This is a genomic window from Streptomyces sp. NPDC101118, assembly GCF_044759445.1.
Classification (GTDB): Bacteria; Actinomycetota; Actinomycetes; order Streptomycetales; family Streptomycetaceae; genus Streptomyces.
In genome coordinates, this window is record NZ_JBIVZG010000008.1 from 47013 (window position 1) to 72356 (window position 25344).

22 protein-coding genes are annotated in these 25344 nt (G+C 73.2%); 11 read left to right on the forward strand and 11 right to left on the reverse strand.

The window, feature by feature from the left end; all coding sequences use genetic code 11:
• Positions 1–10: 10 nt before the first annotated feature.
• From ACIQUQ_RS15620 to ACIQUQ_RS15640, 5 genes are all read right to left on the reverse strand, one after another.
• A complete protein-coding gene (locus tag ACIQUQ_RS15620) occupies positions 11–1072 on the reverse strand; it encodes a threonine aldolase family protein (RefSeq protein ID WP_403976272.1) in 1062 nt (353 codons plus the stop codon).
• Complete coding sequence (locus ACIQUQ_RS15625) at positions 1069–1827, reverse strand: SDR family NAD(P)-dependent oxidoreductase (RefSeq protein WP_403975772.1); 759 nt, start codon at positions 1825–1827, stop codon at positions 1069–1071. The genes ACIQUQ_RS15620 and ACIQUQ_RS15625 overlap by 4 nt, the downstream gene beginning before the upstream one ends.
• A 23-nt stretch (positions 1828–1850) precedes the next feature.
• Positions 1851–3248 (reverse strand): DUF6421 family protein, encoded by a 1398-nt coding sequence (locus ACIQUQ_RS15630; protein ID WP_403975775.1) that lies wholly within the window; start codon positions 3246–3248, stop codon positions 1851–1853.
• Positions 3249–3329: 81 nt separating this feature from the next.
• Positions 3330–4496, reverse strand: coding sequence for an alpha/beta hydrolase (locus tag ACIQUQ_RS15635; RefSeq protein WP_403975777.1), 1167 nt, complete (start codon positions 4494–4496; stop codon positions 3330–3332).
• Between the two features lie 28 nt (positions 4497–4524).
• The gene (locus tag ACIQUQ_RS15640) at positions 4525–5646 is read right to left on the reverse strand and encodes an LLM class flavin-dependent oxidoreductase (protein WP_403975779.1); all 1122 of its coding nucleotides are present in this window, start codon (positions 5644–5646) and stop codon (positions 4525–4527) included.
• A 67-nt stretch (positions 5647–5713) separates the two neighbouring features.
• Between ACIQUQ_RS15640 and ACIQUQ_RS15645 the strand changes: the two genes are divergently transcribed.
• Positions 5714–6352 carry a PadR family transcriptional regulator gene (locus tag ACIQUQ_RS15645; RefSeq protein WP_403975781.1) on the forward strand — a complete coding sequence of 213 codons (639 nt, stop codon included), beginning with the start codon at positions 5714–5716 and terminating at the stop codon, positions 6350–6352.
• 183 nt (positions 6353–6535) lie between these two features.
• The gene (locus ACIQUQ_RS15650) at positions 6536–7219 is read left to right on the forward strand and encodes a glycerophosphodiester phosphodiesterase (protein ID WP_403975783.1); all 684 of its coding nucleotides are present in this window, start codon (positions 6536–6538) and stop codon (positions 7217–7219) included.
• Positions 7220–7282: 63 nt separating this feature from the next.
• Here the strand turns inward: ACIQUQ_RS15650 and ACIQUQ_RS15655 are convergent, their stop codons facing one another.
• Complete coding sequence (locus ACIQUQ_RS15655; protein WP_403975785.1) at positions 7283–7831, reverse strand: GNAT family N-acetyltransferase; 549 nt, start codon at positions 7829–7831, stop codon at positions 7283–7285.
• A gap of 298 nt (positions 7832–8129) precedes the next feature.
• Here ACIQUQ_RS15655 and ACIQUQ_RS15660 point away from each other — a divergent pair, with 298 nt between their 5' ends.
• The 4 genes from ACIQUQ_RS15660 to ACIQUQ_RS15675 all read left to right on the forward strand — a co-directional run bounded on the left by ACIQUQ_RS15660 (position 8130) and on the right by ACIQUQ_RS15675 (position 11436).
• Positions 8130–8777 carry a DUF5134 domain-containing protein gene (locus tag ACIQUQ_RS15660; RefSeq protein WP_403975788.1) on the forward strand — a complete coding sequence of 216 codons (648 nt, stop codon included), beginning with the start codon at positions 8130–8132 and terminating at the stop codon, positions 8775–8777.
• 102 nt (positions 8778–8879) lie between these two features.
• On the forward strand, positions 8880–9815 hold the full coding sequence (locus ACIQUQ_RS15665; RefSeq protein ID WP_403975790.1) for a M56 family metallopeptidase: 936 nt from the start codon (positions 8880–8882) through the stop codon (positions 9813–9815).
• A 132-nt stretch (positions 9816–9947) separates the two neighbouring features.
• Complete coding sequence (locus tag ACIQUQ_RS15670; protein WP_403975792.1) at positions 9948–10568, forward strand: phosphatase PAP2 family protein; 621 nt, start codon at positions 9948–9950, stop codon at positions 10566–10568.
• A 232-nt stretch (positions 10569–10800) separates the two neighbouring features.
• Entirely contained in the window at positions 10801–11436 is a 636-nt protein-coding gene (locus ACIQUQ_RS15675) for a TetR/AcrR family transcriptional regulator (protein WP_403975794.1), read from the forward strand.
• Positions 11437–11465: 29 nt separating this feature from the next.
• On the opposite strand, the gene ACIQUQ_RS15680 is transcribed toward ACIQUQ_RS15675, so the two are convergent.
• Positions 11466–12950, reverse strand: a complete 1485-nt coding sequence (locus ACIQUQ_RS15680; RefSeq protein WP_403975796.1) for an LVIVD repeat-containing protein — start codon at positions 12948–12950, stop codon at positions 11466–11468.
• Positions 12951–13128: 178 nt separating this feature from the next.
• On the opposite strand from ACIQUQ_RS15680, the gene ACIQUQ_RS15685 reads away from it, so the two are divergent.
• A complete protein-coding gene (locus ACIQUQ_RS15685) occupies positions 13129–13776 on the forward strand; it encodes a DUF305 domain-containing protein (protein WP_403975798.1) in 648 nt (215 codons plus the stop codon).
• 54 nt (positions 13777–13830) lie between these two features.
• A complete protein-coding gene (locus ACIQUQ_RS15690; RefSeq protein ID WP_403975800.1) occupies positions 13831–15186 on the forward strand; it encodes an FAD-dependent oxidoreductase in 1356 nt (451 codons plus the stop codon).
• Between the two features lie 625 nt (positions 15187–15811).
• Here ACIQUQ_RS15690 and ACIQUQ_RS15695 read toward each other — a convergent pair.
• Positions 15812–16177, reverse strand: a complete 366-nt coding sequence (locus ACIQUQ_RS15695) for an ArsR/SmtB family transcription factor (protein WP_403975804.1) — start codon at positions 16175–16177, stop codon at positions 15812–15814.
• A gap of 145 nt (positions 16178–16322) precedes the next feature.
• On the opposite strand from ACIQUQ_RS15695, the gene ACIQUQ_RS15700 reads away from it, so the two are divergent.
• Positions 16323–17399, forward strand: coding sequence for an NADH:flavin oxidoreductase/NADH oxidase (locus ACIQUQ_RS15700; RefSeq protein ID WP_403975807.1), 1077 nt, complete (start codon positions 16323–16325; stop codon positions 17397–17399).
• Positions 17400–17446: 47 nt separating this feature from the next.
• Here the strand turns inward: ACIQUQ_RS15700 and ACIQUQ_RS15705 are convergent, their stop codons facing one another.
• Positions 17447–18379: a hypothetical protein gene (locus tag ACIQUQ_RS15705; RefSeq protein ID WP_403975809.1), complete on the reverse strand. Its 933-nt coding sequence runs from the start codon at positions 18377–18379 to the stop codon at positions 17447–17449.
• A gap of 4 nt (positions 18380–18383) precedes the next feature.
• The gene (locus ACIQUQ_RS15710) at positions 18384–22001 is read right to left on the reverse strand and encodes a hypothetical protein (protein WP_403975811.1); all 3618 of its coding nucleotides are present in this window, start codon (positions 21999–22001) and stop codon (positions 18384–18386) included.
• A gap of 301 nt (positions 22002–22302) precedes the next feature.
• On the opposite strand from ACIQUQ_RS15710, the gene ACIQUQ_RS15715 reads away from it, so the two are divergent.
• Entirely contained in the window at positions 22303–23391 is a 1089-nt protein-coding gene (locus ACIQUQ_RS15715; RefSeq protein ID WP_403975813.1) for a WD40/YVTN/BNR-like repeat-containing protein, read from the forward strand.
• Positions 23392–23479: 88 nt separating this feature from the next.
• Here the strand turns inward: ACIQUQ_RS15715 and ACIQUQ_RS15720 are convergent, their stop codons facing one another.
• Positions 23480–24157 carry a uracil-DNA glycosylase gene (locus ACIQUQ_RS15720; protein ID WP_403975815.1) on the reverse strand — a complete coding sequence of 226 codons (678 nt, stop codon included), beginning with the start codon at positions 24155–24157 and terminating at the stop codon, positions 23480–23482.
• 138 nt (positions 24158–24295) lie between these two features.
• Here ACIQUQ_RS15720 and ACIQUQ_RS15725 point away from each other — a divergent pair, with 138 nt between their 5' ends.
• Positions 24296–25222, forward strand: a complete 927-nt coding sequence (locus ACIQUQ_RS15725) for a sirohydrochlorin chelatase (protein ID WP_403975818.1) — start codon at positions 24296–24298, stop codon at positions 25220–25222.
• The last annotated feature ends 122 nt before the right edge of the window (positions 25223–25344 follow it).

Sequence of the window (25344 nt, forward strand, 5' to 3'; positions counted from 1 at the left end):
ACGGCTCGCGTCAGCGGGCCATCTCCTCCTTGAGCGCCTGGAGGAAGCCGTCGACGTCCTCCTCCGTGGTGTCGAAGCCGCACATCCAGCGGACGTGGCCGGCGGCCTCGTCCCAGAAGTAGAAGCGGAAACGCTTCTGCAGGCGACGGGTGACCTCGTGCGGCAGCTTGGCGAAGACCGCGTTGGCCTGCACCGGGTAGAGGATCTCCACCCCGTCGACCTGGCGGACGCCGGCGGCCAGCCGCTGGGCCATCTCGTTGCCGTGGCGGGCGTTGCGCAGCCACAGGTCCTTGGCGAGCAGCGCCTCCAGCTGGACGGAGACGAAGCGCATCTTGGACGCCAGCTGCATGGACATCTTGCGGATGTGCTTCATCTGCCGGACGGAGTCCGGGTTGAGCACGACCACCGCCTCGCCGAAGAGCATGCCGTTCTTCGTGCCGCCGTACGACAGCACGTCGACGCCCACCGTGTTGGTGAAGGTGCGCATCGGCACGTCGAGCGAGGCCGCGGCGTTGGCTATCCGCGCCCCGTCCAGGTGGACCTTCATCCCGAGGGAGTGGGCGTGGTCGCAGATGGCCTTGATCTCGTCCGGCGTGTAGACCGTGCCCAGCTCGGTGTTCTGGGTGATCGACACGACCTGCGGCATCGCCCGGTGCTCGTCCTCGAAGCCCCAGGCCTCCTGGTCGATCAGCTCGGGGGTGAGCTTGCCGTCCGGGGTGGGGACGGCCAGCAGTTTGATGCCGGCCATCCGCTCCGGAGCGCCGCCCTCGTCCACGTTGATGTGGGCGGTCTTGGCGCAGATCACCGCACCCCAGCGGTCGGTCATCGCCTGGAGGGCGACGACGTTGGCGCCGGTGCCGTTGAAGACCGGGAAGGCCTCGGCGTAGGGGCCGAAGTGGCTGCGGATGACCTTCTGCAGGTGCTCGGTGTACTCGTCCTCGCCGTAGGAGACCTGGTGGCCCCCGTTGGCGAGGGCGATCGCCTCCAGGACCTCCGGGTGTGCTCCCGCGTAGTTGTCGCTGGCGAAACCGCGCACCGCCGGATCATGGTGCCGGCGGGCGTCGGTCCTCAGGGTTGCGGGGTGAGCCACAGACGCTGTCCGTTCACTTCCGAGGCGGGCCGGTCCCAGACGCCGACGATGGCCTCAGCCAGTTCCTTGACGTCCGTGAAGCCCGCGAACTTCGCATTGGGGCGCTCGGCGCGCATGGCGTCGTGCACCAGTGCCTTGATGACCATGATCGCAGCAGCGGCGCCCGGACCGTCCTCGCCCCCCGCCTTGCGGAAGGAGTCGGCCATCGCCAGGGTCCACGCCTCGGCCGCGGCCTTGCCGGCGTTGTACGCGGCATTGTTGGCCACCGGCTTGTGCGCGCCGACCTGGCTGACCAGGACGTAGCGGCCCTTGTCGCTGCGCAGCAGGCCGTCGTGGAAGGCCATCGAGGTGTGCTGGACGGTGCGGATCAGGAGCTTCTCCAGGAAGTTCCAGTCCTCGGGGTCCGACTCGGTGAACGAGTTGGCTCCGCGCCAGCCGCCGACGAGGTGGATCAGGCCGTCGACCCGCCCGAACTCCTTCTCGGTGCGGGCGGCCCACTCGCGGGTGGCCTCCAGGTCCAGCAGGTCCACGGTGTCGCCGATGACGGTGGCGCCGCCGTGCGCGTAGCGCGCCGCGTCGACGGCCTCCGCCAGGCGGGCCGGGTCGGCGTCCGACGCCACCACGGTGGCGCCCGCCTCGGCGAGCCTGAGCAGCGCCGCCCGGCCGGCGGGTCCGGCGGCACCGGCCACCGCGATCACCGCTCCGGCGAGGGAGCCGTTGTTGCCGTTGCCGTCCATCCCAGCCTCCTCCGCGCGAGCGCTCATGCGGCGGCCCGCTCGGCGCTCTGCGCCGTGATGCCCTTGGTCGAGGCGATCACGTCCTTGAGCTTCTTCGAGAGCGCCTCAAAGAACATGCTGAGCGGAAACTCGTCCGGAAGCACGTCGTCCACGAGCTTGCGCGGCGGCTGCGTCAGGTCGAGCGCGTCGGGACCCTTGGCCCACTTGGAGCCCGGGTGCGGGGCGAGGTAGGTGGAGACCAGCTCGTACGCCTTGAACCAGTGGACCAGCTTCGGGCGGTCGATGCCGTCGCGGTAGAGCTTCTCGATCTCGGCGCAGAGCTGGTTGGTGATCTGCGGGGCGCGCTGCCAGTCGATCTTCAGCTTGTTGTCGGTCCAGCGGATCACGTCGTGCTTGTGCAGGTACGCGAAGAGCAGCTGGCCGCCGAGGCCGTCGTAGTTGCGGTTGCGGTCGCCGGAGAGCGGGAAGCGGAACATCCGGTCGAACAGGACGGCGTACTGGACGTCCCGGCCGTGCTCGTTGCCCTCGGCCTCCAGCTTCACGGCCTCCTTGAAGGCGGTGAGGTCGCAGCGCAGCTCCTCCAGGCCGTACATCCAGAACGGCTGGCGCTGCTTGATCATGAAGGGGTCGAACGGCAGGTCGCCGTGGCTGTGGGTGCGGTCGTGGACCATGTCCCACAGGACGAAGGCCTTCTCGCAGCGGTCCTGGTCGCCCAGCATCGTCGCGATGTCGGCCGGCAGCTCCAGACCGAGGGTGTCGACGGCCGCCTCGGTGACGCGGCGGAAGCGGGCGGCCTCGCGGTCGCAGAAGATGCCGCCCCAGCTGAAGCGCTCGGGGGCCTCGCGCACGGCGATGGTCTCGGGGAAGAGCACCGCGGAGTTGGTGTCGTAGCCCGCGGTGAAGTCCTGGAAGGTGATGCCGAGGAAGAGCGGGTTGTCGTAGCGCGTGCGCTCCAGCTCGGCCAGCCACTCGGGCCACACCATGGTGAGGGCGACGGCCTCCAGGTTGCGGTCCGGGTTGCCGTTCTGCGTGTACATCGGGAAGACCACGAGGTGCTGCAGGCCGTCGGCGCGCTCGGCGGCCGGCTGGAAGGCCAGCAGGGAGTCGAGGAAGTCCGGCACCTGGAAGCCGCCCGCGACCCACTTGCGCAGGTCGGAGACGAGCGCCCGGTGGTACGCGGCGGTGTGCGGCAGCAGCGGCGAGATCTCCTCGACGGCGCCGATCACGCGGTCCACCGTGGCCTCGGCGGTGGCGCGGCTGGGGGCGCCCGCCGCCTCGAAGTCGATGGAGCCGTCCTTGGACTGCCAAGGGCGGATCTCTTCCACGGCGGCCTTGAGCACGGGCCACGCGGGGTGGTCCACCACCCGCATACCGGCGGTTATCACGCCACCGCCCGCACCCTGCACAAGAGTTTCCGTCATGTCACTTCCTCCACAGGAGAACCTCACGTCAATGCAGCGTATGCATATGAGGCTCTCCTGCTCAAGAGGAGGATCAATAAATTATCCTGCGTCACCCCCCGCTCCGGTGAAATTCTTCCCGTCGGTCACCGTCCCCGCGATGGCTTCGCCGATGCCGTCGAGGGCCGCCCCGGCCTCGGGAAGGACCCCTGCCAGGGCGAGGAACCCGTGGAACATGCCGGGGTACGCGTCCTCCCGGGCCGGCGTCCCGGCCGCGCGCAGGGCCCGTACGTACGCGGCCCCGTCGTCCCGCAGCGGATCACAGCCGGCGGTGACCACGTGGGCGGGCGGCAACCCCTCGGTTCCGGCCACGAGCGGGGAGGCCAGGGGGTGCCCGCCGTCCCCGCCGGGCCCCAGGTACTGCTCCCAGAACCAGCGCACGTGCGCGGCGGTGAGGAAGTAGCCCGTCGCGTTCCGCTCGTACGAGCCCCCGCGCCCGGCGGCGTCCAGCACGGGGTAGACCAGCACCTGCAGCGCCACCCGGGGCCCGCCGCGCTCCCTGGCGAGCAGCAGGGAGGCCGCGGCCAGGTTGCCCCCGGCGCTGTCCCCGGCGACGACCAGGGCGTCCGGGTGGCCGCCCAGCGAGCCGAGCCGGCGGCCCGCCCAGCACAGGGCGGCGTACGCGTCGTGGACGGCGGCCGGGAACCGGTGCTCGGGCGCACGGCGGTAGCCCACGGAGACGACCACCGCGCCGGAGGCCCGGCACAGCTCGCGGACGGTGGTGTCGTGGGTGTCCAGGTCGCACAGCACCCAGCCGCCGCCGTGGCAGAACACCACGGTCGGCCGGGGGCCGGGCCGGCGCAGGGGGTCCGGGCGGTAGATCCGTACCGGCAGGGGCGGCCCGTCGGGGGCGGGGCCCGGTATCAGGGCGTCCCGGACGGAGCCGACAGCCGGCGGACCGGAGGGCGGGCGGGGCGCGGCGGCCAGGATCCGGCGGGCCTCGGCGGCGTCGGTGACGCTGCCGCCGAGGTCGGGGAAGGCGGCGGCGAGGGCGTCGGCGCAGGCCCGGGCGAGCGGCGACAGTCGGTCGTCACCGGGCGGGCGGTGCGTGGCGGCCGCAGGCACGGCGGCCGGGGGCACCGCGGCTGCGGGCACGGCGGCCGGGCGTACGGCGGCTGCGGGCACGGCGGCCGGGCGTACGGCGGCCGGGGGTACGGCGGACCGACGTCCTCCGCCGGGGTGGGCCGGAGTGGGGTCGGGTGGGGTCATGGCGGTGTCCTCGGCGTCCCGCACGCGCTCACGCGCCCCGGAAGTGCGGGATGACCTTCTCGCCCCACTGCCGGAGCGTCTCCAGGCACGCCTCCTGAGGCACGGTGCCCATCTGGATCAGGCACATGATCTCGTCGGCGCCCGCGTCCCTGAGCCGCTCCACGTACGCGATGGCGTCTTCGGCGCCGCCGTACGCGTGGTCCGCGTTGAAGGTGGCGGTGGAGGTCGGGCGCACCGGGATGTCCAGCTCGTGCAGCCGGGCCACCACCTGCTCGGCCGCCCTGCGCATCTCGGCCGCCTCGTCGCTCCCCTCGACCACCGCCTCGTCGGGGACGCCCGCCCCGCCGTACCAGTGGCCGATGGCCTGGGCGAAGAAGCGCTGTCCGCGGATCCCGATCCGGCGGGCCTCGGCCGGGTCGTCCAGCACGATGGTCGGGCAGAGCACGGAGAAGTGGTCGTTGAGGACGGTGGAGACCGCGCGGGAGCCGTCCCGGGCGGCGAGGGCGCCGTCGTAGACCGCCCGCATCGCCGCGATGGACTCGGGTCCGGCGAAGCCCATCACCAGCGCCCCGACGCCCAGTTCGGCGGCCTGGACCAGCGTGTCGTTGCGGCTGCACGCGAGGAAGAGCGGCGGGTGGGGGGTCTGGCGGGGCCGCGGGAGTACCGGGTGCGGGTCGATGTCGATCAGCTCACCGTGGTACTCCAGTTCTTCCTCCTGCCAGGCCCGGCCGATGATGCGCAGGGCCTCCTCGACCTCCTGGACGGTGCGGTCGCGGTCGACGCCGCACAGCGAGGTCTCCTGCTCGGTCCCGCCGCGGCCCGCGCCCAGGTCGAGCCGCCCGCCGGAGAGCAGGTCGAGCATCGCGGCCCGCTCGGCGACCCGGACGGGGTGGTTGAAGTTGAAGGGCATGCAGACCACGCCGTGGCCGATGCGGATGGTGCTGGTCTTCGCGGCCACCCAGGTGAGGAACACCTCGGGTGCCGACATGTGGGCGTACCACTTGAGGGAGTGGTGCTCGACGGCCCAGATCCGGTCGAATCCCATCCGCTCGGCGAACACGGCCTGTTCCACGCAGTCGCGGATGACCTGGTGCTCGCGCTCGACCGTCGGATCGGCCAGCTGCGCTTCGAAGATGACGGAGAATTTCACGGCGCCCTCCAGGGGGTTGCGTCCCGTGCCCGGCCTTACTTCAATTCGTCATATGACTAGTAGTCAGATGCGAAAGAAGCAAGACGCGCGGCGCCCCGAACTGCCGCCGACCGCCTGGGCCGTGCTCGGCCTGCTGTCCTTCCCGGGCGAGCGGACCGGTTACGAGCTGAAGAAGTGGGCGGACTCCTCGTTGCGCTTCTTCTACTGGTCCCCGGCGATCAGCCAGATCTACGCCGAGCTGCGCCGCCTGGAGGGACTCGGTTACGCGGCCTCCGAGCGCTCGGGGCCCGAGGAGCCGCGGACCAAGCGCCGGTACGCCATCACGCCCGAGGGCCGCGAGGCGCTCGCGGAATGGGCCGCGGACACCGCCGAGGCCGGCCCTCCGGTGCTCAAGCACGGGGTGCTGCTGCGGGTCTGGCTGGGCCATCTGGCCGATCCGGCACGGCTGCGCGCGATGGTCGAGGAGCACGTCGGGCGCACCCGGGAGGGGCTCGCGGAGGTGCGCGAGGCCCGCGCGCAGGCGGCCGGCACGTCCGAATGGGCCTTTCCGGAGCTGGCGCTGCGCTGGAGCGAGCGTCAGCATCTGGCCGAACTGGAGCTGGCCGAGGCCCTGCTGGCCGACCTCGACGGTCTGGGCGCGGTGGGGCGTACGGGTCCGGGGGCCGTCCCGCGTCAAGGCGGCGGGGACGCGCCCACGCCCGGGTGACGCGGTGGCGCGCCGCTGGGGTCCGGCGGACGGAAGGGGGCAGGCGGGTACTGGCCAAAGGGCATGAGGACGGTGCGTGCACGGACGGTCTCAACCCGCGCACGGCCCATTACGCTGCCTCCTTACCGCGCGGGCGGTCAGGGCCGCCGCGCGGGAGCCGCCGTCGACGGAAGCGAGAGAACCTTGACTTTCCTCACCATCGGTCACCGCGGGGTCATGGGCGCCGAACCCGAGAACACCCTCCGGTCGTTCGTCCGCGCCGAACGCTCGGGCATGGACCTCGTCCAACTGGATCTGCAGCTGAGCAAGGACGGTGCCCTCGTCGTCATGCACGACGCCGAGGTGGACCGCACCACGGACGGCTCGGGTGCCGTCGTCGACCTCACCCTCGCCGAACTGCGGGAGCTCGACGCCGGGCAGGGGGAACGCGTCCCGGTCTTCGAGGAGGTGCTGGACGCGGTCCGCGCCCCGCTCCAGGCCGAGATCGGGGACCTGCCCGTGGCCGAGGCGCTGGCCGAGGTGATGCTGCGGCGCGACCTGACCTCGCGGGTGGAGGTGTCCTCGTTCCACGACGCGGCCCTCGGGGAGATGGCCCGGCTGGTGCCGGGCGTACGCCTCACCCTCACCGCGAGCCGGTACGGCGAGGACATCGTGGACCGGGCCCTGGCGGCCGGTGCCGAGACCGTCGCGCTGAACATCCGCCGGCTGACGCTGGAGACCGTGGAGTCGGCGCACGCGGCGGGCCTGCGGGTGGTCGGCTGGATCGTGAACACCCAGGAGCAGCTGCGGCTGGTGCGCGCCCTCGAACTCGACGGCGCGGTGACCGACTTCCCCGAGATCCGGCTGACCGGCCGGTTCACGGCCTAGCCGGAGGGCCGCTCGGCGGTCCCGCTCGGCGGTCCTGGTGGGCGGACCCGCGGACGGGCCCGGTCAGAGGGCCTTGACGAGCAGCTCGAACTCCAGGTCGTCACGCTGGGGGATGCCGAAGCGCTCGTCCCCGTACGGGAAGGGGCTGGTCTTCCCGGTGCGCCGGTAACCCCGGCGCTCGTACCAGGCGATCAGCTCCTCGCGGGCGGAGATGACGGTCATCTGCATCTCCCCCGCCCCCCAGGCGTCCCGCACCCGGCGCTCGGCCTCGGCGATGATCAGCTTGCCGAGGCCCGCGCCCTGCAGTTCCGGGCGCACCGCGAACATGCCGAAGTACGCGCTGTCCCCGCGGTGTTCCAGCTGGCAGCAGGCGATGATCCGGCCTTCGCGCTCGACGACGAGCAGCGTGCTGTCGGTGGCGTCCACGATCGCCCGGACGCCTTCCGGGTCGGTGCGCTGGCCCTCCAGGATGTCCGCCTCGGTGGTCCAGCCGGCCCGGCTGGCGTCCCCGCGGTATGCCGACTCGACCAGGGCCACCAGGTCCGCCACGTCGGCGGGGACCGCGTCCCGGAAGGTGGGGGCGGCCTCGGTGCGGGTGGCGCTGGCGTCCATGGTGGATCTCCGTTCGCGTGCGGTGGTGCCGGGCTCCGTGCAGCCTAACCCGGGGGCGGGGCCGGCCGGACGGGGCCATCCGGCCGTTCCGCCCGGCCCCGGCCACGGCCGCCTCGCATGTTCCGTGCCGTCCCGCTCGCGCCCCTACCGCCCCTCCTGTCCTTCCCGTCCCTCTCCCGCCCCTTCTCACTCCCCGGCGCTCCCGCGCGCCCGCGTGCGCCCCCGGCCGGCCGGGCATCCCTCTCCTTGTGGATCGGGTGTCTCGTACGACACCGCCGACCGGGGAGGGGGCCGCGCCGTGCACGGGACGACCACGACCGCCTGGCTGCTCGTGCTGCTGTGCGCGGCGAGCGGCGGCTACTGCCTGGTGCGGCTGCGCACCGGAGCCGCCGAGGAGCGCGCGGGGGCGGGGGCGGAGGCGCTGATGGCCTTCGGCATGGCGGCGATGGCGGTGCCCGCGGCGGCCCTGTGGTCCCCGGAGTGGAGCCGGCTGCTGCTGGGCGGGGTGTTCCTGGGCGCGGGCACGTGGGCCCTGTGGGGGCTGCGCCGCCCGGACTGCCGGCGGAGCCACCACGTGCACCACGCGGTGGGATCGCTGGCGATGGTGTACGTGGTCGCGGCGATGGCGGCGGTGCCCGCAGCCGGCGGGGCGGCCCACCACGCGGTGCCGGGGGCGGGCGGCGTGCCGCTGCTGACGGGCGTACTGCTCCTCTATTACGCGGGGTACGTGCTGCGCGGCGGGGTGCGGCTCCTGCCGGTGGCGGCCAGGGGCGGGGCTGGTCTCGGCGCGGGTGGCGGTGCGGGCGCGGGCGCGAGTGGTGGTGCGGGCGCGGATCGCGGTGCCCCGGGGGCCGGCCGCGTACCGGGCGGGGCGCGGGGCGAGGTCGCGGAGGCCTGCCGACTGGCCATGGGGATGGGGATGTTCGCGATGCTGGTGGGCCTGTGAGGGTTCGTGCGGACCTGCGACCTGACGGAGACGGCGTGGCGTCCGTCACTTGGGGGCCGGGGCCATACCCGGGGGTAGGGTCCCGCTCATAGGCTGGCGGACATGATGGTCCCCGCCGTTCTCCTCGTGCTCGGCGTCCTGACCGCTCTCGTCGCTCCCCGGCTGCTGGCCCGCGCCGACTGGACCGATCGCGAACCGGTGGTGGCGCTCTGGGTGTGGCAGTGCGTCGTGGCCGCGGTGCTGCTGTGCTTCGGACTGTCGATGGTGCTGAGCGCGGCCGCCGCGTGGCAGGCGGTGCGCGGCCGGGTGTTCGCCGTCGCGCCCCACGGGGTGGTGGACGCGTACGCGCTGGGCGCGGGCGGTCCGTGGGCCGCCGGTACGGCGCTGCTGCTGGCCCTGGGCGGACTGTGGACCGGTGCGATGCTCACCGTCGAAGTGCTGCGGGCGCGGGCCAGGCGGCGGGCGCGGCGGGCCGAACTGCTGGTCCGGGCACCGCTGCTGCCCGGCGAGGAGGCGAGCGCAGGGCGCATGGTGGTGCTGGAGGCTCCGCGGCCCGAGGCGTGGTGGCTGCCGGGTGCGGCTCCGCAGCTGGTGGTGACGACGACGGCGCTGAACCGGCTCAAGGGGCGCCAGCTGGACGCCGTACTGGCGCACGAGCAGGGTCACGCGGCGGCGCGGCACGACTGGCTGCTGCACTGCGGGCAGGCGCTGGCCGGCGGGTTCCCGCAGGTCCCGGTGTTCGCCGCGTTCCGCGCCGAGATGCACCGGCTGGTGGAGCTGGCGGCGGACGACGTCGCCTCGCGGCGGTACGGGCGGCTGACGATCGCGCTGGCGCTGGTCGAACTCAACGAGGACAAGGGCGTGTTCGGGCCCTGTCCCACGCCGCAGGCGCACGTGCCGCAGCGGGTGAACCGGCTGCTGTCCGCCGCGCCCCGGCTCACCGCCCTGCACCGGCTGCGGCTCACCGCGGCCGCCGCGCTGGTCCCGGTGGTGCCGCTGCTGGTCACCTTCGTGCCGGGACTCACCGCACTGGGGTAGGCGGGGGGCGGGCGTTGCGTCCTCTTCCGAGCCTTTCCCCCGCCGGATTCTTCCTTCCCCACGGGAACCGGCCGCGTGCCCCGCGGTGCCGTGGGCGGCATCGGCGCTCCGGATGGGCCAGGATCTGGTGGCATGCGCGTGTTCCTTCGGACGGGTCTGGCGGTTCTCGGTCTCGCGGTGCTGCTGACGGTCCTGGTGGCCGTCCGCTGGCGGCCGCTGGTCTCCTTCGACGTCCGGGTGGCCGGTGCCCTGCACCGGCACGCCCTGGCGCACCCCGGCTTCACCCGGGTGAACCGGCTGCTCAGCGACTGGGTGTGGGACCCGTGGACCATGCGCCTGCTCGCCGCCGCGGCCGTGCTGTGGCTGCTGCGGCGGGGCGACCGGAGGCGGGCGCTGTACGTCGCGGTGGTCACCCTCCTGGCCACCGGCGTCCAGCACGCGCTGAAGGCGCTGGTCGGCCGGTCCCGGCCGCGCTGGCCCGACCCGGTGGCCTCGGCGGAGTTCGCGGCGTACCCGTCCGGGCACGCGATGACCGCGGCGGTGGTGTGCGGGCTGCTGCTGTGGGCCTGCGGGCGGCCGCCCTGGGCCGTGGTGCTCGCGGCCGTGTCCGTGCTGGGCGTCGGGTTCACCCGGGTCTACCTGGGTGTCCACTGGCCCTCGGACGTGCTGGGCGGCTGGCTGCTGGGTGCGGCCCTGGTCTGCCTGGCGGCCGCGGCGTACGAGCGCCCGCGCGCCCGGCGGACGAGTGCCTGACCCGGGGCTGCGGCCTGCGTCAGGGCGCGGGGCTGCCTCGTGCGTCAGGGTGCTGGGCTGCGGTGTGCGCGGGCGCCCCGCCCCGTGCGGGGAGGGCTTCCGGCGCCGGTTCTGGACGATCCCCCGCGTCGCCCAGAACCGGCCCCCGCCCACGACACAGGGCACCGGCAAGTGCCCCGGCGTGGTGTGCGCTGAGTATATTGGCTGCGAGCCAGTCAACGCAGGAGTAAGCATGTCCCCGCGCAGCCCGTCGGTCAATGAAGAGTTGCGCAGACGTTCTCGCGAGCGGCTGCTGCAGGCGACGGTCGAACTCGTGGCCGAACGCGGCTACGAGGCGACGACGCTCGCGGACATCGCCGACCGGGCGGGCGCGGCACGCGGCCTGGTCTCGTACTACTTCCCGGGGAAGCGGCAGCTGCTGCAGTCGGCGGTGCACCGGCTGATGCACCGGACGCTGTCGGCGGCGCTGGAGCGGGAGCCCCGCACCGAGGACGGACGGGAGCTGCTGGCGCGGGCCGTCGACGCGATCCTGGGCCTGGCTCTGGAGCAGCCGGTGCTGATGCGCACGCACATGGCCGGGATCCTGTCGGCCGAGGGCTTCGTGCAGTGCCCCGAGCAGCAGCGGCTCGCCGAGCTGCTGCGGGGGACGGTCACGGCGTACGGCTCGCCCTCGGTGGACACGGACTACCCGCTGCTGCGCGCCCTGCTGATGGGGGCGGTCTTCGCCGTCCTGCTGCCGGGGGCGCCGATGCCGGTGCAGCGGCTGCGGGCGGAGCTGTTCCAGCGGTACGGGCTGGAGTGGGAGCGGGGGGTGCCCCCGGGGCCGGAACCGGCCGGCGGCACCCCCCTGCGCGGCGCGGCGGACTGAGTCCGGTCCGCGGGCGCCTCGCGTCGGCGTCAGTACTGGTACTGCGGCTGGGTCTGGACGTTGAGGCGGTCCAGCCAGATGTCGGCGGCGGGCTCGGTGAGCTCGTCGTTGATCTTCAGGACGTCGAAGCCCTTGGCGATGTCGTTCGAGTAGATGTGGCCGTTGTAGTAGTACGCGGACCAGGAGCCGCCGGTGGTGATGGCGTTGGTGGAGAGGGGCCCGCGCTCGAAGAAGCCGATCTCGCGCGGGTTCGCGGAGTCGGTGAAGTCCCAGATGGAGACGCCGCCCTGGTACCAGGCCTGGACCATGATGTCGCGGCCGGGCACCGGGATCAGCGAGCCGTTGTGGGCGACGCAGTTCTCGGTGTCCGCCTGGTGGCGGGCGATCTTGAAGTAGCTGCGGAAGACCAGCTTGCGGGCGTCGCCCTTGCCGGTGATGTCGTAGATGCCGTCGGCGCCGCGGTTGGGCCCGGTGGCCGCGTTGCAGGTGGCGCCGACGCCGCCGCCCAGCTCGTCGGTGAAGACGACCTTGTCGGCGCGCTCGTTGAAGGTGGCGGAGTGCCAGAACGCGAAGTTGACGTTGTCCTGGACCCGGTCGATCACCTTCGGCTGCTCGGGCCTGCTGATGTCGAAGAGGATGCCGTCACCCATGCAGGCGCCGGCGGCGAGCTTCTTCGAGGGCAGCACGGTGATGTCGTGGCAGCCGGTGGTCTTGGAGACGCCCGGGTTGGTGGGCGCGCCCGGGTTGCCGCCGTCCGGGAAGAGCACCGGGAAGGCCACGACGGCGGCCTGGGTGGGCGCCAGCTTGGGAACCTTGATCACGGAGATGCCGTCGTGCGGGGGCTGGCAGTCCGGGAAGGCCTCGTTCGGCGAGTACGAGGAGACGTAGACGTAGATGTCGCGGCCGGTGGGCACCAGGGTGTGCGTGTGCGAGCCGCAGTTGGTCTCGACGGACTTGATGTACCTGGGGTTCTTCTTGTCCTTGATGTCGAAGATCTTGATGCCCTCCCACGAGGACTTCTCCGACGCGGGCTGCGAGACGCTGTTGCAGGAGTCGTCGCTGCGGGAGGAGTCCGTGGAGAGGAAGAGCAGGTCGCCCTGGACCGAGATGTCGTTCTGGCCGCCGGGGCAGAGCACCTGGCTGACGACCTTGGGCGCGTGCGGCCGGCTGACGTCGTAGATCACGAAGCCGTCGTAGTTGCCGGCGTACGCGTACTTGCCCTGGAAGGCCAGGTCGCTGTTGGTGCCCTTGAGCTGGTCCTTGGGCAGGTTGACGAGGTGCTCGACGTTGTCGCTGTGGACGATCTCGTCCTGGCCGGGTATCTCCCCGCTCGCGATGGCGGCGCGGGCCGCGGCCGCGGCCTTCTGGGAGACCGGCTCCTTGGCCGGCGCGTCCCCGGGGTCGGGGGTGGCGGCCGCGGGGCCGGCCACCAGGAACGTGGCCAGGAGTCCGGCCGCCGCTGCGGCCACACCCAGCCGTCTGCGCCTCGGTCGGTCGAGGTGCAACGAGGTCACTGCTTCCTCCCTGGAATCCGCTGTTGCAGAGATGGGAACGGAACATGGACCCCGGCAGTATGTTCCTTATCATGCCCATGGCAACAGATGGCGCATGACAGCGTTTACACGAGTGATGCACGAGTGACGCACGACCGGCCCAGGACTGTACCGATGCCAACTCCCCCAGGAGGAAGCTGTGCTGATCCACCCTCATCTCCGCCTCGGCCTCGCGGCGGCGGTGCTGGCGCTGGCCCTGACCGCTTGTGACGCGGGCGGCGGGGGCGGGCAGGCCGAGGGGAAGGACGCCGGAGCGGTGGTCGTGGCCCCGGGGAAGCCGGGCGAGCCGAACCGGAGGCTGACGGCCGAGGAGGCGGCGAAGGCCCGGCCCGACGACTCCCCCAACGCGGCCGACTTCGCCTACGTCCAGGGGATGATCGTGCACCACCGGCAGGCCCTGGTGATGAGCGCGCTGGCGCCGGAACGCGCCTCCGCACCCGGCGTCAAGCGGCTCGCGGAGCGGATCTCCGCCGCGCAGCAGCCCGAGATCGGTGCGATGCAGGGGTGGCTGGCCGCCCACCCGGCCGGACGGCCCGCCGGGGGCCACCACGACCACGGGGGCATGCCCGGCATGGCCACGCCCGAGCAGCTCGCCGGGCTGCGGGCGGCGCGCGGGGCCGACTTCGACCGGCGGTTCCTGGAGCTGATGATCGCGCACCACAGCGGTGCGCTCACCATGGCCGGCGAGGCCCTCCAGGGCGGGAACAACGTGACGGTCGAGGAGATGGCGACGGAAGTGATCGCCCAGCAGAGTGCCGAGATCAATCGGATGCGGGCCATGGGCTGACGCGTCGGTTGCCCGGTGGCATGCTGAAGACACCCTGCGGGAAGGAGCGCCGCCGTGCTTCGTGTCGCTGTCGTCGGTTCGGGCCCGAGCGGGGTCTACACGGCACAAACGCTCGTACAGCAGCGGGACGTGCCGGACGTCCGGGTCGACGTACTGGACCGGCTGCCCTGCCCGTACGGACTGGTCAGGTACGGGGTGGCCCCCGACCACGAGAAGATCAAGTCCCTGCAGGGCAGCCTGCGCACGGTGCTGGAGGACGAGCGGATCCGCTTCCTCGGGAACGTCGAGGTCGGGGGCCCGGGGCTGTCCCCCGAGCGGCTGCTGGGGATGTACCACGCGGTGGTGTACTGCGTCGGCGCGGCCCGGGACCGGCACCTGGAGATCCCCGGCGAGGAGCTGCCGGGTTCGTACGCGGCGACCGACTTCGTCTCCTGGTACAGCGCTCATCCCGATGCGGCCGACGACGGGTTCGGGCTGGGGGCGGTGCGGTCGGCGGTGGTGATCGGGGCGGGCAACGTCGCGGTGGACGTGACGCGGATCCTCGCCCGGGGCGAGGCGGAGCTGCGGCCCACGGACATCCCCCAGCCTGCGCTCGGCGCGCTGGCGCGGAGCGGGGTGCGCGAGGTGGCGATGGTGGCCCGCCGGGGGCCCTCGCAGGGGAAGTTCACCACCAAGGAGCTGCGGGAGCTGGGCACGCTGCCCGGGGTGGACACGGTGGTCGACGCGGCGGAGCTGGCGCTGGACCCGGACTACGCCGCCCCCGGTGGGCTGCCCCCGGCGAACCGCCGGAACGTGGAGGTGCTGCGGGGGTGGGCCCTGGACGGCGTGCCGGGCCCGGGTGGGTCACGGCGGATCGCCCTCCGGTTCTACCTGCGGCCGGTGGAGGTGCTGGCCGGGCCCGACGGGCGCGTGGCGGGGGTGCGTTTCGAGCGGACGCTGCCCGACGGGCGTGGCGGGGTGCGGGGCACCGGTGCGTACGAGGACATCGAGGCCCAGCTGGTGCTGCGGTCGGTCGGCTACCTGGGGCGGGAGCTGCCCGGGCTGCCCTTCGACGCCCGAACCGGAACGGTGCCGCACGCGGCGGGACGGGTGCTGCGGGAGGGGGCGCCGTCGCCGGGCGAGTACGTGGCCGGCTGGATCAAGCGCGGGCCGACCGGGGTGATCGGCACCAACCGGCCCTGCGCCAAGGAGACGGCGGGTTCACTGCTCGCCGATGCGGCGGTGCTGGCGGCGCGGGACGTCACCGACGACCCGGTGGACGCGCTGCGCACGGCCGGCCTGCGGCCCGTGGAGTGGCGCGGGTGGCTGGCGATCGAGCGGGCGGAGGAGGAACTGGGGCGCTCGCTGGGACGCAGGTCGGTGAAGATCCCCGACTGGGGAGGGTTGCTGGGGGCCGCCGAAGGCCACTGAGGGCCGATACCGGCTCACGAAGGGGCACAGACGGCCCGGGAGCCGCCGGGACGGCCGGAGCGCGTAGCGATCCTGGACGGCCCATGAAACGGCACAGACGACCTGGGAGCCGCCGAGACGGCCGAAGCACGTAGCGATCTGTGGCGGCTCATGTCAGGCCCCAGGCGGCCCGGGAGCCGCCGAGACGAGCAGCGGCCCTACGGACGCTGACGCGTCCGCCCCGTGGGGCGGGCCTCTCGCCTCAGTGCGGGGAATCGCACCCGGTACCGGGGCTGGGCGTGCCCGCACCCTCGTGCCGGACCGCTCAGCCGGTACTGGTGTGGGCATGGCATCCCCCTGGGCGCCCTTCCTGGGGGTGTCCGCCGAGGTCTTTGCCTTCCGGGCCGGGGTGCCCTGTCAAGGGTGACCCGGAGGGTCATCGCGCAGCGACGCGGAGCGCAGCGGAGCGCCCTTGACAGGGTGCCCCGGCCCGGAAACCCTCGGTCGGCGGACGGCCCCAGACCCGGCCGGCACCCGAAGCGCCTGGCCCCGGAGGTACGGCTCCGAGCCCTCGGCGCAGCTCCGCCCGCCCACACCGCCGTCCGGGGCCGAGCAGGGCTGCGCCCGACGCGCGCCGGGAGTCGAGTCAGCTGCCCAGTCGGGTCGCCTCGGCCTCGGCGGCCTGCAGAACCGTGCCCAGCAGACCCGGGAAGAGGGCGTCCAGGTCGTCCTCGCGCAGGGTGTTCAGCTTGGCGGTGCCCCGGTACTGCTGGCAGATCACGCCGCTCTCGCGGAGGACGCGGAAGTGGTGGGTACTCGTCGATTTCGTGACGGGCAGTTCGAAGGCGGAGCAGGCGAGTTCGTCGTTCGCCTCGGCCAGTTTGCGGACCACGAGCAGCCGCATCGGGTCGGACAGGGCGTGCAGGACCGCGTCGAGGCGGATCGCCGCCCGTTCGGGGTGGGCCAGGGCGCGGCCGGGGGTCGTCTCGGTCTCGGTCTCGGTCTCGGTCACGAATCCAATGGTACGAGAACCGTCGTAGTTAGGGACATCACGGGGCTGGTAGTCCGACGAGCGCCGTAGTACGGTCAGCTTCGTACTACGACGATCCTCGTAGTACGGTGATCCACGTACCAGTCGCGTGAAACGGAGCTGCCTCATGAGTGCCTTGTTCGAGCCCCTCACCCTGCGGTCCCTGACCTTTCCCCACCGCGTCTGGATGGCACCCATGTGCCAGTACTCGGCCGCGCCCGAGGGGCCGCTCGCGGGAGTCGCGACCGACTGGCACTTCACCCACTACGCCGCCCGCGCCACTGGTGGCACCGCCCTGGTGATCCAGGAGGCCACCGCCGTCTCCCCCGAGGGCCGCATCTCCCCGTACGACCTCGGCATCTGGAACGACACCCAGGTCGAGGCGCTGCGCAGGATCACCGGGTTCGTCACCGAACACGGTGGGATCCCCGGCGTCCAGCTCGCCCACGCCGGGCGGAAGGCTTCGACCGAGCGGCCCTGGAAGGGCGGGGCGCCGGTCGGGCCGGAGGCGCACGGCTGGCAGCCGAGCGGGCCGAGCCCGGTGGCCTTCGCCGAGGGGCACCCCGTGCCCCACGAACTGACGGCCGATGAGATCCGGGAGGTCGTCGGGCAGTTCGGCGCCGCGGCGCGGCGGGCGCTGGCCGCGGGCTTCAAGGCCGTCGAGGTGCACGGTGCGCACGGCTACCTCATCGGCGAGTTCCTCTCGCCCCACGGCAACCACCGCACCGACGGGTACGGCGGCTCCTTCGAGAACCGGGTGCGCTTCGCCCTGGAGGTCGTGGACGCGGTCCGTGCCGAGTGGCCCGAGGACCTGCCGGTGCTGTTCCGGATCTCGGCCACCGACTGGCTGGAGGAGGGCGGCTGGACCGGCGACGACACGGTCCGCTTCGCCGCGCTGCTCAAGGAGCACGGCGTGGACCTGCTCGACGTCTCCACCGGTGGCAACGCGGCCGGCGTGCGGATCCCGGTGGCGCCGGGCTACCAGGTGCCCTTCGCGACCCGGGTGCGCGCCGAGACCGGGCTGCCGGTGGCCGCCGTCGGCCTGATCACCGACCCGGCACAGGCCGAGAAGATCGTCGCCAACGGGGAGGCCGACGCCGTGCTGCTCGGCCGTGAGCTGCTGCGCGACCCGTACTGGGCGCGCCGGGCCGCCCGTGAGCTGGGGGCGGAGATCCGTACGCCGGGTCAGTACGCACGTGCCTGAACGTCCCGGCCGTCGGCCGCCCCCAGCGGGGGCGGCCGAGGGCCGGGTCAGTCGTCCGGTTCCATACGGCTCCAGTGCCGGACGATGGCGTCGAGCAGGGCGGTCCTGTCCTGGTCGGGGTTGAGCGCGTACAGCACCTGCCCCAGCCGGAGGGCGGCGGCCACCCGCTCGCCCGGCTTCAGCTCCAGCTTGGCCATCACCTGGCTCGCGGTGACGGGCAGGACGCGGCCCGTCTCGGCCAGCAGGGCGTGCTCCATGTGCCGCTGCGTCACCGTCTCGATGTCCGACCGCGCCGAGGCGACGGACAGGGTGCGGTCCCAGCGGGGGCGGTGGCGCTCCCGTACCTCCCTGAGTTCCAGGTTCTTCACGCCCAGGTCTCCGGCGGCCCGCTCCAGGTGCTGCCGGTAGTCGATCAGGACGCCGGACCGGCCGAGCCTGGTCTTCCAGTGTTCGAGGAGCGCCTCGGCGTCCACGTCCTGCTCGATGGCCCGGGCGATCCCGATGGCCACGCCCAGGTACGCGACGGCCGCCTCCAGCAGCGTCTCCAGGCACAGGGTCCAGTCGGCCCCGCTGGGCACCCGGGAGCCGCAGGCCCGCCGGAACCAGGCGTAGCAGTCCTCCTGGATCTCGCGGTCCCGGGGCACCGCCGGGTCCAGGTTGTGCGAGAAGCGGGTCCGCAGCTTCTGCAGGTCCGACTGGAACACCTGGGCCGCCTCGACGCCCACCCCCACCCGGTTCGCCTGGTCCAGCAGGAACGTGAAGCTGACCGCCCACGCCTCGTGCAGCCAGGAGCTGAGCCAGATCGTCGAGGTGAGGAACCCGTGCTGGGCGTCGTCGAGGACGGGCCGCGGCGCGGTCACCGGGTCGCCGACGGGCAGGGCCGTCAGCGCCTGGCACAGGTTCTGGAGCTCCTGACCGCGCAGGTCGAGCCGGGACACCATCGCGACCGGGGCCTCGGCCTTCGCCGGCTCGGTGGCCACGCGGCTACCCCTTTTCCGGGTGCGGGAACGGCGTACCGGGGGCGCGGGAGCCCCCTGCCGGCCTGCCGGGATCGGGCTCGGACGCGGGCCCCGGGATGAGTCCGGAGACCAGGTGCGGCGGGAGCTTGTAGTGCGGCCGCCGGGCGGGTTCCAGTATCGCGCCGCGCAGGTTGAACGTGACGAAGGCCTCCGGCAGGGCCAGCCCCCGGGCCGGTTCCGCGATCCCGAAGTCGTGCGGCTGGAAGGGGATCTCGCGGGCCAGCTCCTCGACCCAGCACATGCCCTTGCGCTGGTCCGGGTCCACCCGGCGGACCGTGGGGTGGAACCTGCGGGGGTGGCCCTCGGTGTCGCTGGCCACGTACATGGTCACGATGCGGCGGCGGAACTGGTGCGACTGGCGCTCGGCCTTGCGGAAGGCGTCGAACGCGGAGCCCAGCTGCCCCAGGTGGAAGTGGGCCAGGGCCCGCATGAACTCCACCCGCAGGTTGGAGAGGTCGTCCAGGGCCTGGAGCTTGCCGGCCAGCTCCAGGCACTCGTGCCAGTCCTGACGGCCCAGCGGGAGCGTCAGGCGCTCGCCCTCCATGAAGCGGTGGCCCGTCTTGGCCATCCAGAAGAGGTCCACCAGCAGCCGCAGGCAGCGGCGGTCGTCGATGGTCCCGGCCTTGGACTGGAGGTGGGCGAAGGCCACCAGGATGCCGTCCGGGTCGGGGTCGTTGCGGACCAGGCCGCTGACCCGCAGGGCGTAGAGGTAGGCGGCGAGGGGCTCGTCGTGCTCGGCCAGTTCGCGGAGCTTCTCGTCGGCGATGCGCTCCTCGTTGGCGACGGCGGCGATGTCGGAGAAGCGGGCGTTGTACTTGGCCTCCTGCTTCGGACTCAGGTCGCCCACCTCGATGAGCAGCAGCCGGGAGAGGCACTCGGCCAGCAGCTCGTCCAGCTCCCGAGGCGGCAGGGCCTCCCGCTTGACGATCTCCAGCGTCACCCAGCAGACCACGTCGACCGGGTAGTACTTGTCGGCCGAGATGCCCATCGACTCGGAGGTGATGCGCAGGACGCGCTTGAGCAGCGCCCGCATCCGCTCGACCGGCATGGGGTCGGGCGCCTTGCCGTCCGGGCCGCTGCGCAGCAGCTCGTAGATCTGCGCGCCGACCACGCTGGCCTGTTCCACCATCAGGTTGGCGCGTACGCCGGAGCGGCTGGAGAACGGCCCGCCGGCCAGCGCGTTCTCGACCACGTCCTCGGCGCGGCGCAGCACGTCGGTGCGCTTCTCCGCGTCGGCGATCTTCTTGGTCTGCGCGTACTTGACCCACTCGCGGCACAGGTTGGTCTCCAGCAGCGCCAGCCTCGGGTTGGCCACGATGGCGGCGCCGTTGGCCCGGGCGAAGGCGTCGGCGATGCGGAGGAAGTGGGGGGCGTAGCGCTCCTCCTGCTCCCCCTGCGGGCCTATCCGGTTCAGCAGGTCGACGGCGAACTGCACTTCGCTGCCGCCGCCCGTGGTCGAGTCGGGGCGCACTTCGGCGAGGGCCTCGGCGATGGCCTCGATCTCCGACTCGTCGCTGGTCCGCTCCGCCTTGACGAGGATCTCGGCCTCGAGTTCGTTGCGGGCGGACAGCGCGTAGTTGCCGTTGCGGTCCTCCAGCCAGCGGATCAGGTCGATCTTGCCGAGGAGCTGCGGCAGGTTGCGCACGCCGTCGCGGCCGACCACGCGCAGGGCCAGCTCCAGCGGGATGGCCTGGCCGTGCCGGGAGACCACGAGGACGATGTTGACCAGCCGCTCGTAGGGGCCCCGGTACGAGGCGCCCTCGCCGTCCTCCCCCATTTCGCGCAGGGTCTCCTCCAGGTTGTCCACCAGGCCGGCCTTGTGGAGTGCGGCGGCCATCGCGGTCGGCGGCACGTACTCGCCCGAGGTGCGGACCTCGGCGGCGAGGGCGCTCTCGGCGTGCCTCAGCTCCAGCACCAGTCCCCCGCTGACCGGGCCCCGGGTCTCCGGGAGCAGGCGGTAGAGCGCGGAGAGGAAGGTCCGGTCCTTCTGGATCACGGACCAGTCGGCGGCCGGGATGATGATCCCGAGGGAGCCCAGGTGCGCCGTGAAGCGGACCATCTCCTCCTTGTCCTCCAGGACGGCGGGGGCCCGGACGATGTGCCGCTTGTCGTCGGACTTGCTCACCCGGCGCCGCTGCGCGGGGGCCTTGGCGGCGCGCTTCCTGGCCTGGGCCTTCGCCTTGTGCTGGAGGTCGTCGTCCTCGGCGGTGCTGTAGCAGCTGCCGACGACGACGGCACGGCGGCCGCGCGAGTCGAGGTACTTGGCCAGCCGGAAGTACTCGTCCGCGTCGACCATGCCGTCCCAGACGATGAGGGTGCTGGCGTTGGTGATCCGCTCCGCCCACTCGCAGAACGGGTCGATGGCGTCGTACGAGGGGCGGTTGGCCCGGCGCGGGATGTGCAGGACGGCGTGCTGCTTCTGCTTGCCGATGGCGTACGCGAGCGAGGCGAGCGCGATGGTCTTGCCCGTGCCGGTCTGGCCGACGAGCAGCAGCGGGCGCTCCAGCAGGCCGCGGCCGGACAGGGCGCCGTCGACGCGTTTGCGCAGCTCGCCCTCGTAGTCGCGGCGGAAGGGCAGCCCGGCGGCGACGGCGGACCAGATGGAGGAGGACTCGCTGGCGCCGAGGAACTCGCGGAAGCGGGCGTAGCGCAGTTCCGGGGACTGGCTGGCGGGCGGGGTGAGCAGGTCGGCGTCGATGGGCTGGCCGAAGGAGGAGACGGCGTTCCAGATGTCGCGGGGGACCTCGTGGAGGCCGACGCCCTGCTCGGAGATCAGCTCCAGCTGGTGGCCGCCGGAGTCGAAGCGCAGCCGGTCCGAGAGGGCCCCGCGTTCCTTGGCCTCCTGGACGTAGCTGGCGAAGTCCTCCTCGTGCGGGACGAGTACGCCGGACTCGACGGCGGCCGCGACGTACTCGTCCTCCAGCTCGATCTCGGTGGCGGAGAACAGGTGCGCCTGGCCCTGGCCGAGGCGGCTGAGCATGCCGTAGAGGTCCTCGGGGCCGAACCAGTCGTCGGTGCTCCACGCCTCGATGATCAGCACGCCGCGCGGGGTGATCAGCTCGTCGGGCAGGCGCTGGGCGAGGGACCGGGCCTCGGAGCGGCGGGCACCGAGCTCGATCCGGTTGGTGGGCGGCTGGCTCTCCGGCGGCTGGTCGGCGCCGCCGAACAGCAGGACGGCCTGGACGTGGGTGCGGCTGCGCGGCGCGGCCGGGCGGAACTGCGAGGACACCACCGGCTGGACGGTGCGCGACTCGTTGCGCAGCGCCCGGACGAAGAGGGAGTCGATGGCGGTGCTGAACACGCCGTTCCAGGGCAGGTCGGCGACGACCTTGAGCCAGGCCGGCTCGGCGAGGGTGGCGGCGGAGCGGGCGAGTTCGGCCAGCACCTTCTGGCGGCGCGGCGCCGGCACGCGGAGGAGGGAGGTGTAGAGGTCCTCGGCCTCCGTGCCGCCGCCGGCGGCTCTGGAGACCGGTCCGGCGAGTGGGTCGACCCCGCTCTCCAGGAGGAGGTACTTCTGCCCCAGGAAGAGGAAGCAGGGACCCTGTTCGAGGCGGCCGATCAGATCGTCGTGCTGGGCTGTCATCACACTCCTCGCGGCGGATGCTGGCCCGACTCAGCCTAGGAGACGGGGGGTTGGGAGGGGGGCGCGTTTACCCCAACTGGTGACGGGGGTGCACGCGGGGGGCGTCGGGGGCGAAGGGACGGGGCCGCGCCGGGGGCGGCGGGGCCTGCGCCGGGGCCGAACCGGGGGCGGAAGGCTCGTGCAGGGGGCCCGGGGTGCGTACCGCCGTGTCGGGGGGCCGTTGTCAGTGGGCGGGTGCAGAGTGGGCAGGGGCCGGGCCCGAGCCGCGGGACCGGAGACCGCACGTCCGGAGGTGTCGGGCATGACCGACGTACTGCTCGCCGTGGGCACGAGGAAGGGCCTCTTCCTCGGCCGCAGGAGGAAGGACCGCTGGGAGTTCACGGGGCCGCACTTCAACGCCGAGGCGGTGTACTCCGTGGCCGTCGACCGGCGCGGTGCGGTGCCGCGGCTGCTGGTGGGCGGGGACAGCTCGCACTGGGGCCCGTCGGTGTTCCACTCCGACGACCTGGGCGCCACCTGGAGCGAACCGGCCCGGCCGGCCGTGCGGTTCCCGAAGGACACCGGGGCCTCCCTGGAGCGGGTCTGGCAGCTGCGCCCGGCCGGTCCGGCCGAGCCGGGGGTGGTGTACGCGGGCACGGAGCCGGCCGCGCTGTTCCGCTCCGAGGACGGCGGCGAGAGCTTCGAGCTGGTCCGCTCCCTGTGGGAGCACCCGACGCGGTCGAAGTGGGTGCCGGGCGGCGGTGGCGAGGGCCTGCACACGGTGCTGCCCGACTCGCGCGACCCGGGCGCGCTGACGGTGGCGGTCTCGACGGCCGGGGTGTTCCGGTCGCGGGACGGCGGCCGGAGCTGGGACCCGTCCAACACCGGGATCTCCGCGGTCTTCCTGCCGGACCCGAACCCGGAGTTCGGCCAGTGCGTCCACAAGATCGACCGGGACGCCGCGGACCCCGACCGCCTCTACCTCCAGAACCACTGGGGCGTGTACCGCAGCGACGACGCGGGGGCGAACTGGACGGACATCGGCGGCGGGCTGCCCTCGGACTTCGGCTTCGCCGTCGCCGCCCATCCGCACCGCGCGGACACGGCGTACGTCTTCCCGCTGAACGCGGACGCGGACCGCGTCCCGGCCGGCCACCGCTGCCGGGTCTTCCGCACCACGGACGCGGGGGCCACCTGGGAGCCGCTCTCGGCCGGCCTGCCGGACGGGGACCACTACGGCACGGTGCTGCGCGACGCGCTCTGCACGGACGACGCGGACCCCGCGGGCGTCTACTTCGGCAACAGGAACGGCGAGTTGTACGCCTCGGCCGACGACGGCGACACCTGGCGCCTCCTCGCCTCCCACCTCCCGGACGTCCTCTGCGTCCGCGCGGCAGTGCTCGAACCCTGAGCCCGGACACCCGCGAGGGGAGCCCGGGGAATCCGCGGAATCCGGGGAATCCGGGGAATCCGGGGAATCCGGGGGTTCGGGGAATCCGCTACGGGAGGGTCCAGTCGACCGGCTGGGCGCCCTGGCGGGTCAGGAGGTCGTTGGTGCGGCTGAAGGGGCGGGAGCCGAAGAAGCCGCGGTCCGCGGACATGGGCGACGGGTGGGCCGACTCGATGGCCGGGAGGTCGCCGAGGTGGGGCCGGAGGTTGCGGGCGTCGCGGCCCCAGAGCACGGACACCATGGGGGTGCCGCGGGCGACCAGGGCGCGGATGGCCTGTTCCGTCACCTCTTCCCAGCCCTTGCCGCGGTGGGCGCCGGGCTGGCGGGGCGCGGTGGTGAGGGCCCTGTTCAGCAGCAGCACGCCCTGGCGGGTCCAGGGCGTGAGGTCGCCGTTCGAGGGTCTGGGCAGGCCGAGGTCGGTGTGGAGTTCCCGGAAGATGTTCTCCAGGCTGCCCGGCAGCCTCCGCACGTCGGGCGCGACCGCGAAGCTGTGCCCGATGGCGTGGCCGGGGGTCGGGTAGGGGTCCTGTCCCACGATGAGGACGCGCACGTCGTGGAAGGGCTGCTGGAAGGCCCGCAGGATGTTGGGGCCGGCCGGGAGGTACGTGCGTCCGGCGGCGACCTCGGAGCGCAGGAAGTCGCCCATCGCCGCGATCCGCCCGGCCACGGGGCTCAGCGCGTCCGCCCACCCCTGCTCGACGAGTTCGTTCAACGGTTGTGCTGCCACGAGCGATCACTCTACTGGCCGCACGGGACGGCCCCGGACGCGGGCGATTGTACCTTCAGCAGATAAATACGGACAGATGCCGCCCGACTGGGACCCTCCCGAACAGCAAGTCCGGGAAAACCAGTAGCATGCGGCCGCATGAGCTCCCCCACTGGGCCTGGTGGCCTGCCCGTACGAATGCCGCGACCCCGCCAGACCGGACGTCACCGTCGTCCCGAGCCCGCGGTGGCGCCCGAGGGTGCGCCGTCGCTGGTGCTCGCCGTGCCCGGCGTCCCCTCGGCCGCGACGCGGTCCCTGGCGGAGGAGACCCTCAGCATCGCCCGCTCGGAGCTGCCCGGCCTCGACGCCCGCATCGGCTACCTCGACGGCGATGACGCCGAGGGTTCCGAGTTCCCGACCCTGCAGGCCGTGCTGGGCGCGGTCGAGGCCGAGCGCGAGGCGCGGGCCGAGTTCGCCCGTGCCGCCGGCCAGGAGGTGCCGAAGCAGGACGGCCCGTCCTCCGTGGTGGTCCCGCTGCTGGCGGGCCCGGACAGCGCGCTGCTGCGCCGGATCCGCCAGGCGCTGATGGACAGCTCCGCGTCGGCCGAGCTGGCCGACGTGCTCGGCCCGCACCCGCTGCTGGCCGAGGCCCTGCACGTGCGCCTGTCGGAGGCGGGTCTGGCCCGCGCCGACCGCGCCCGGCTGTTCACCGTGGCCACGGCGGCCGACGGCATCATCCTGGGCACCGTCGGCGGCGAGGAGGCCGTGCAGGCCGCCGGGATCACCGGCATGCTGCTGGCCGCCCGTCTCGCGGTGCCGGTCATGGCGGCCGCCCTGGACCAGGAGGGTTCGGTGGCCTCGGTCGCCGACCAGCTGCGGAGTTCCGGCTCGGTGCAGCTGGCGCTGGCCCCGTACCTGATCGGCCCGGAGGCCGCCGAGGGCCTGCTGGACACCGCGTGCAAGGAGGCCGACTGCGCCACCGCCGAGCCGCTGGGCGCCTACCCGGCGCTGGGCAAGCTCGCCGTGGCCCAGTACGCCGCGGCGCTGGGCATCGCCCAGCCCGCGCAGGGCGCCCCGGTGCGCTGACCCGTCCGAACGCCCGCAGGGCCCGCCTCCCGGCGCCGGGAGGCGGGCCCTGCGGCGCTCCCGGCCCCTGGAGCTCCGGATCCGGCCCGGCGGGGCCGGCAGGCCCTCCGGCGGCCGGGCGG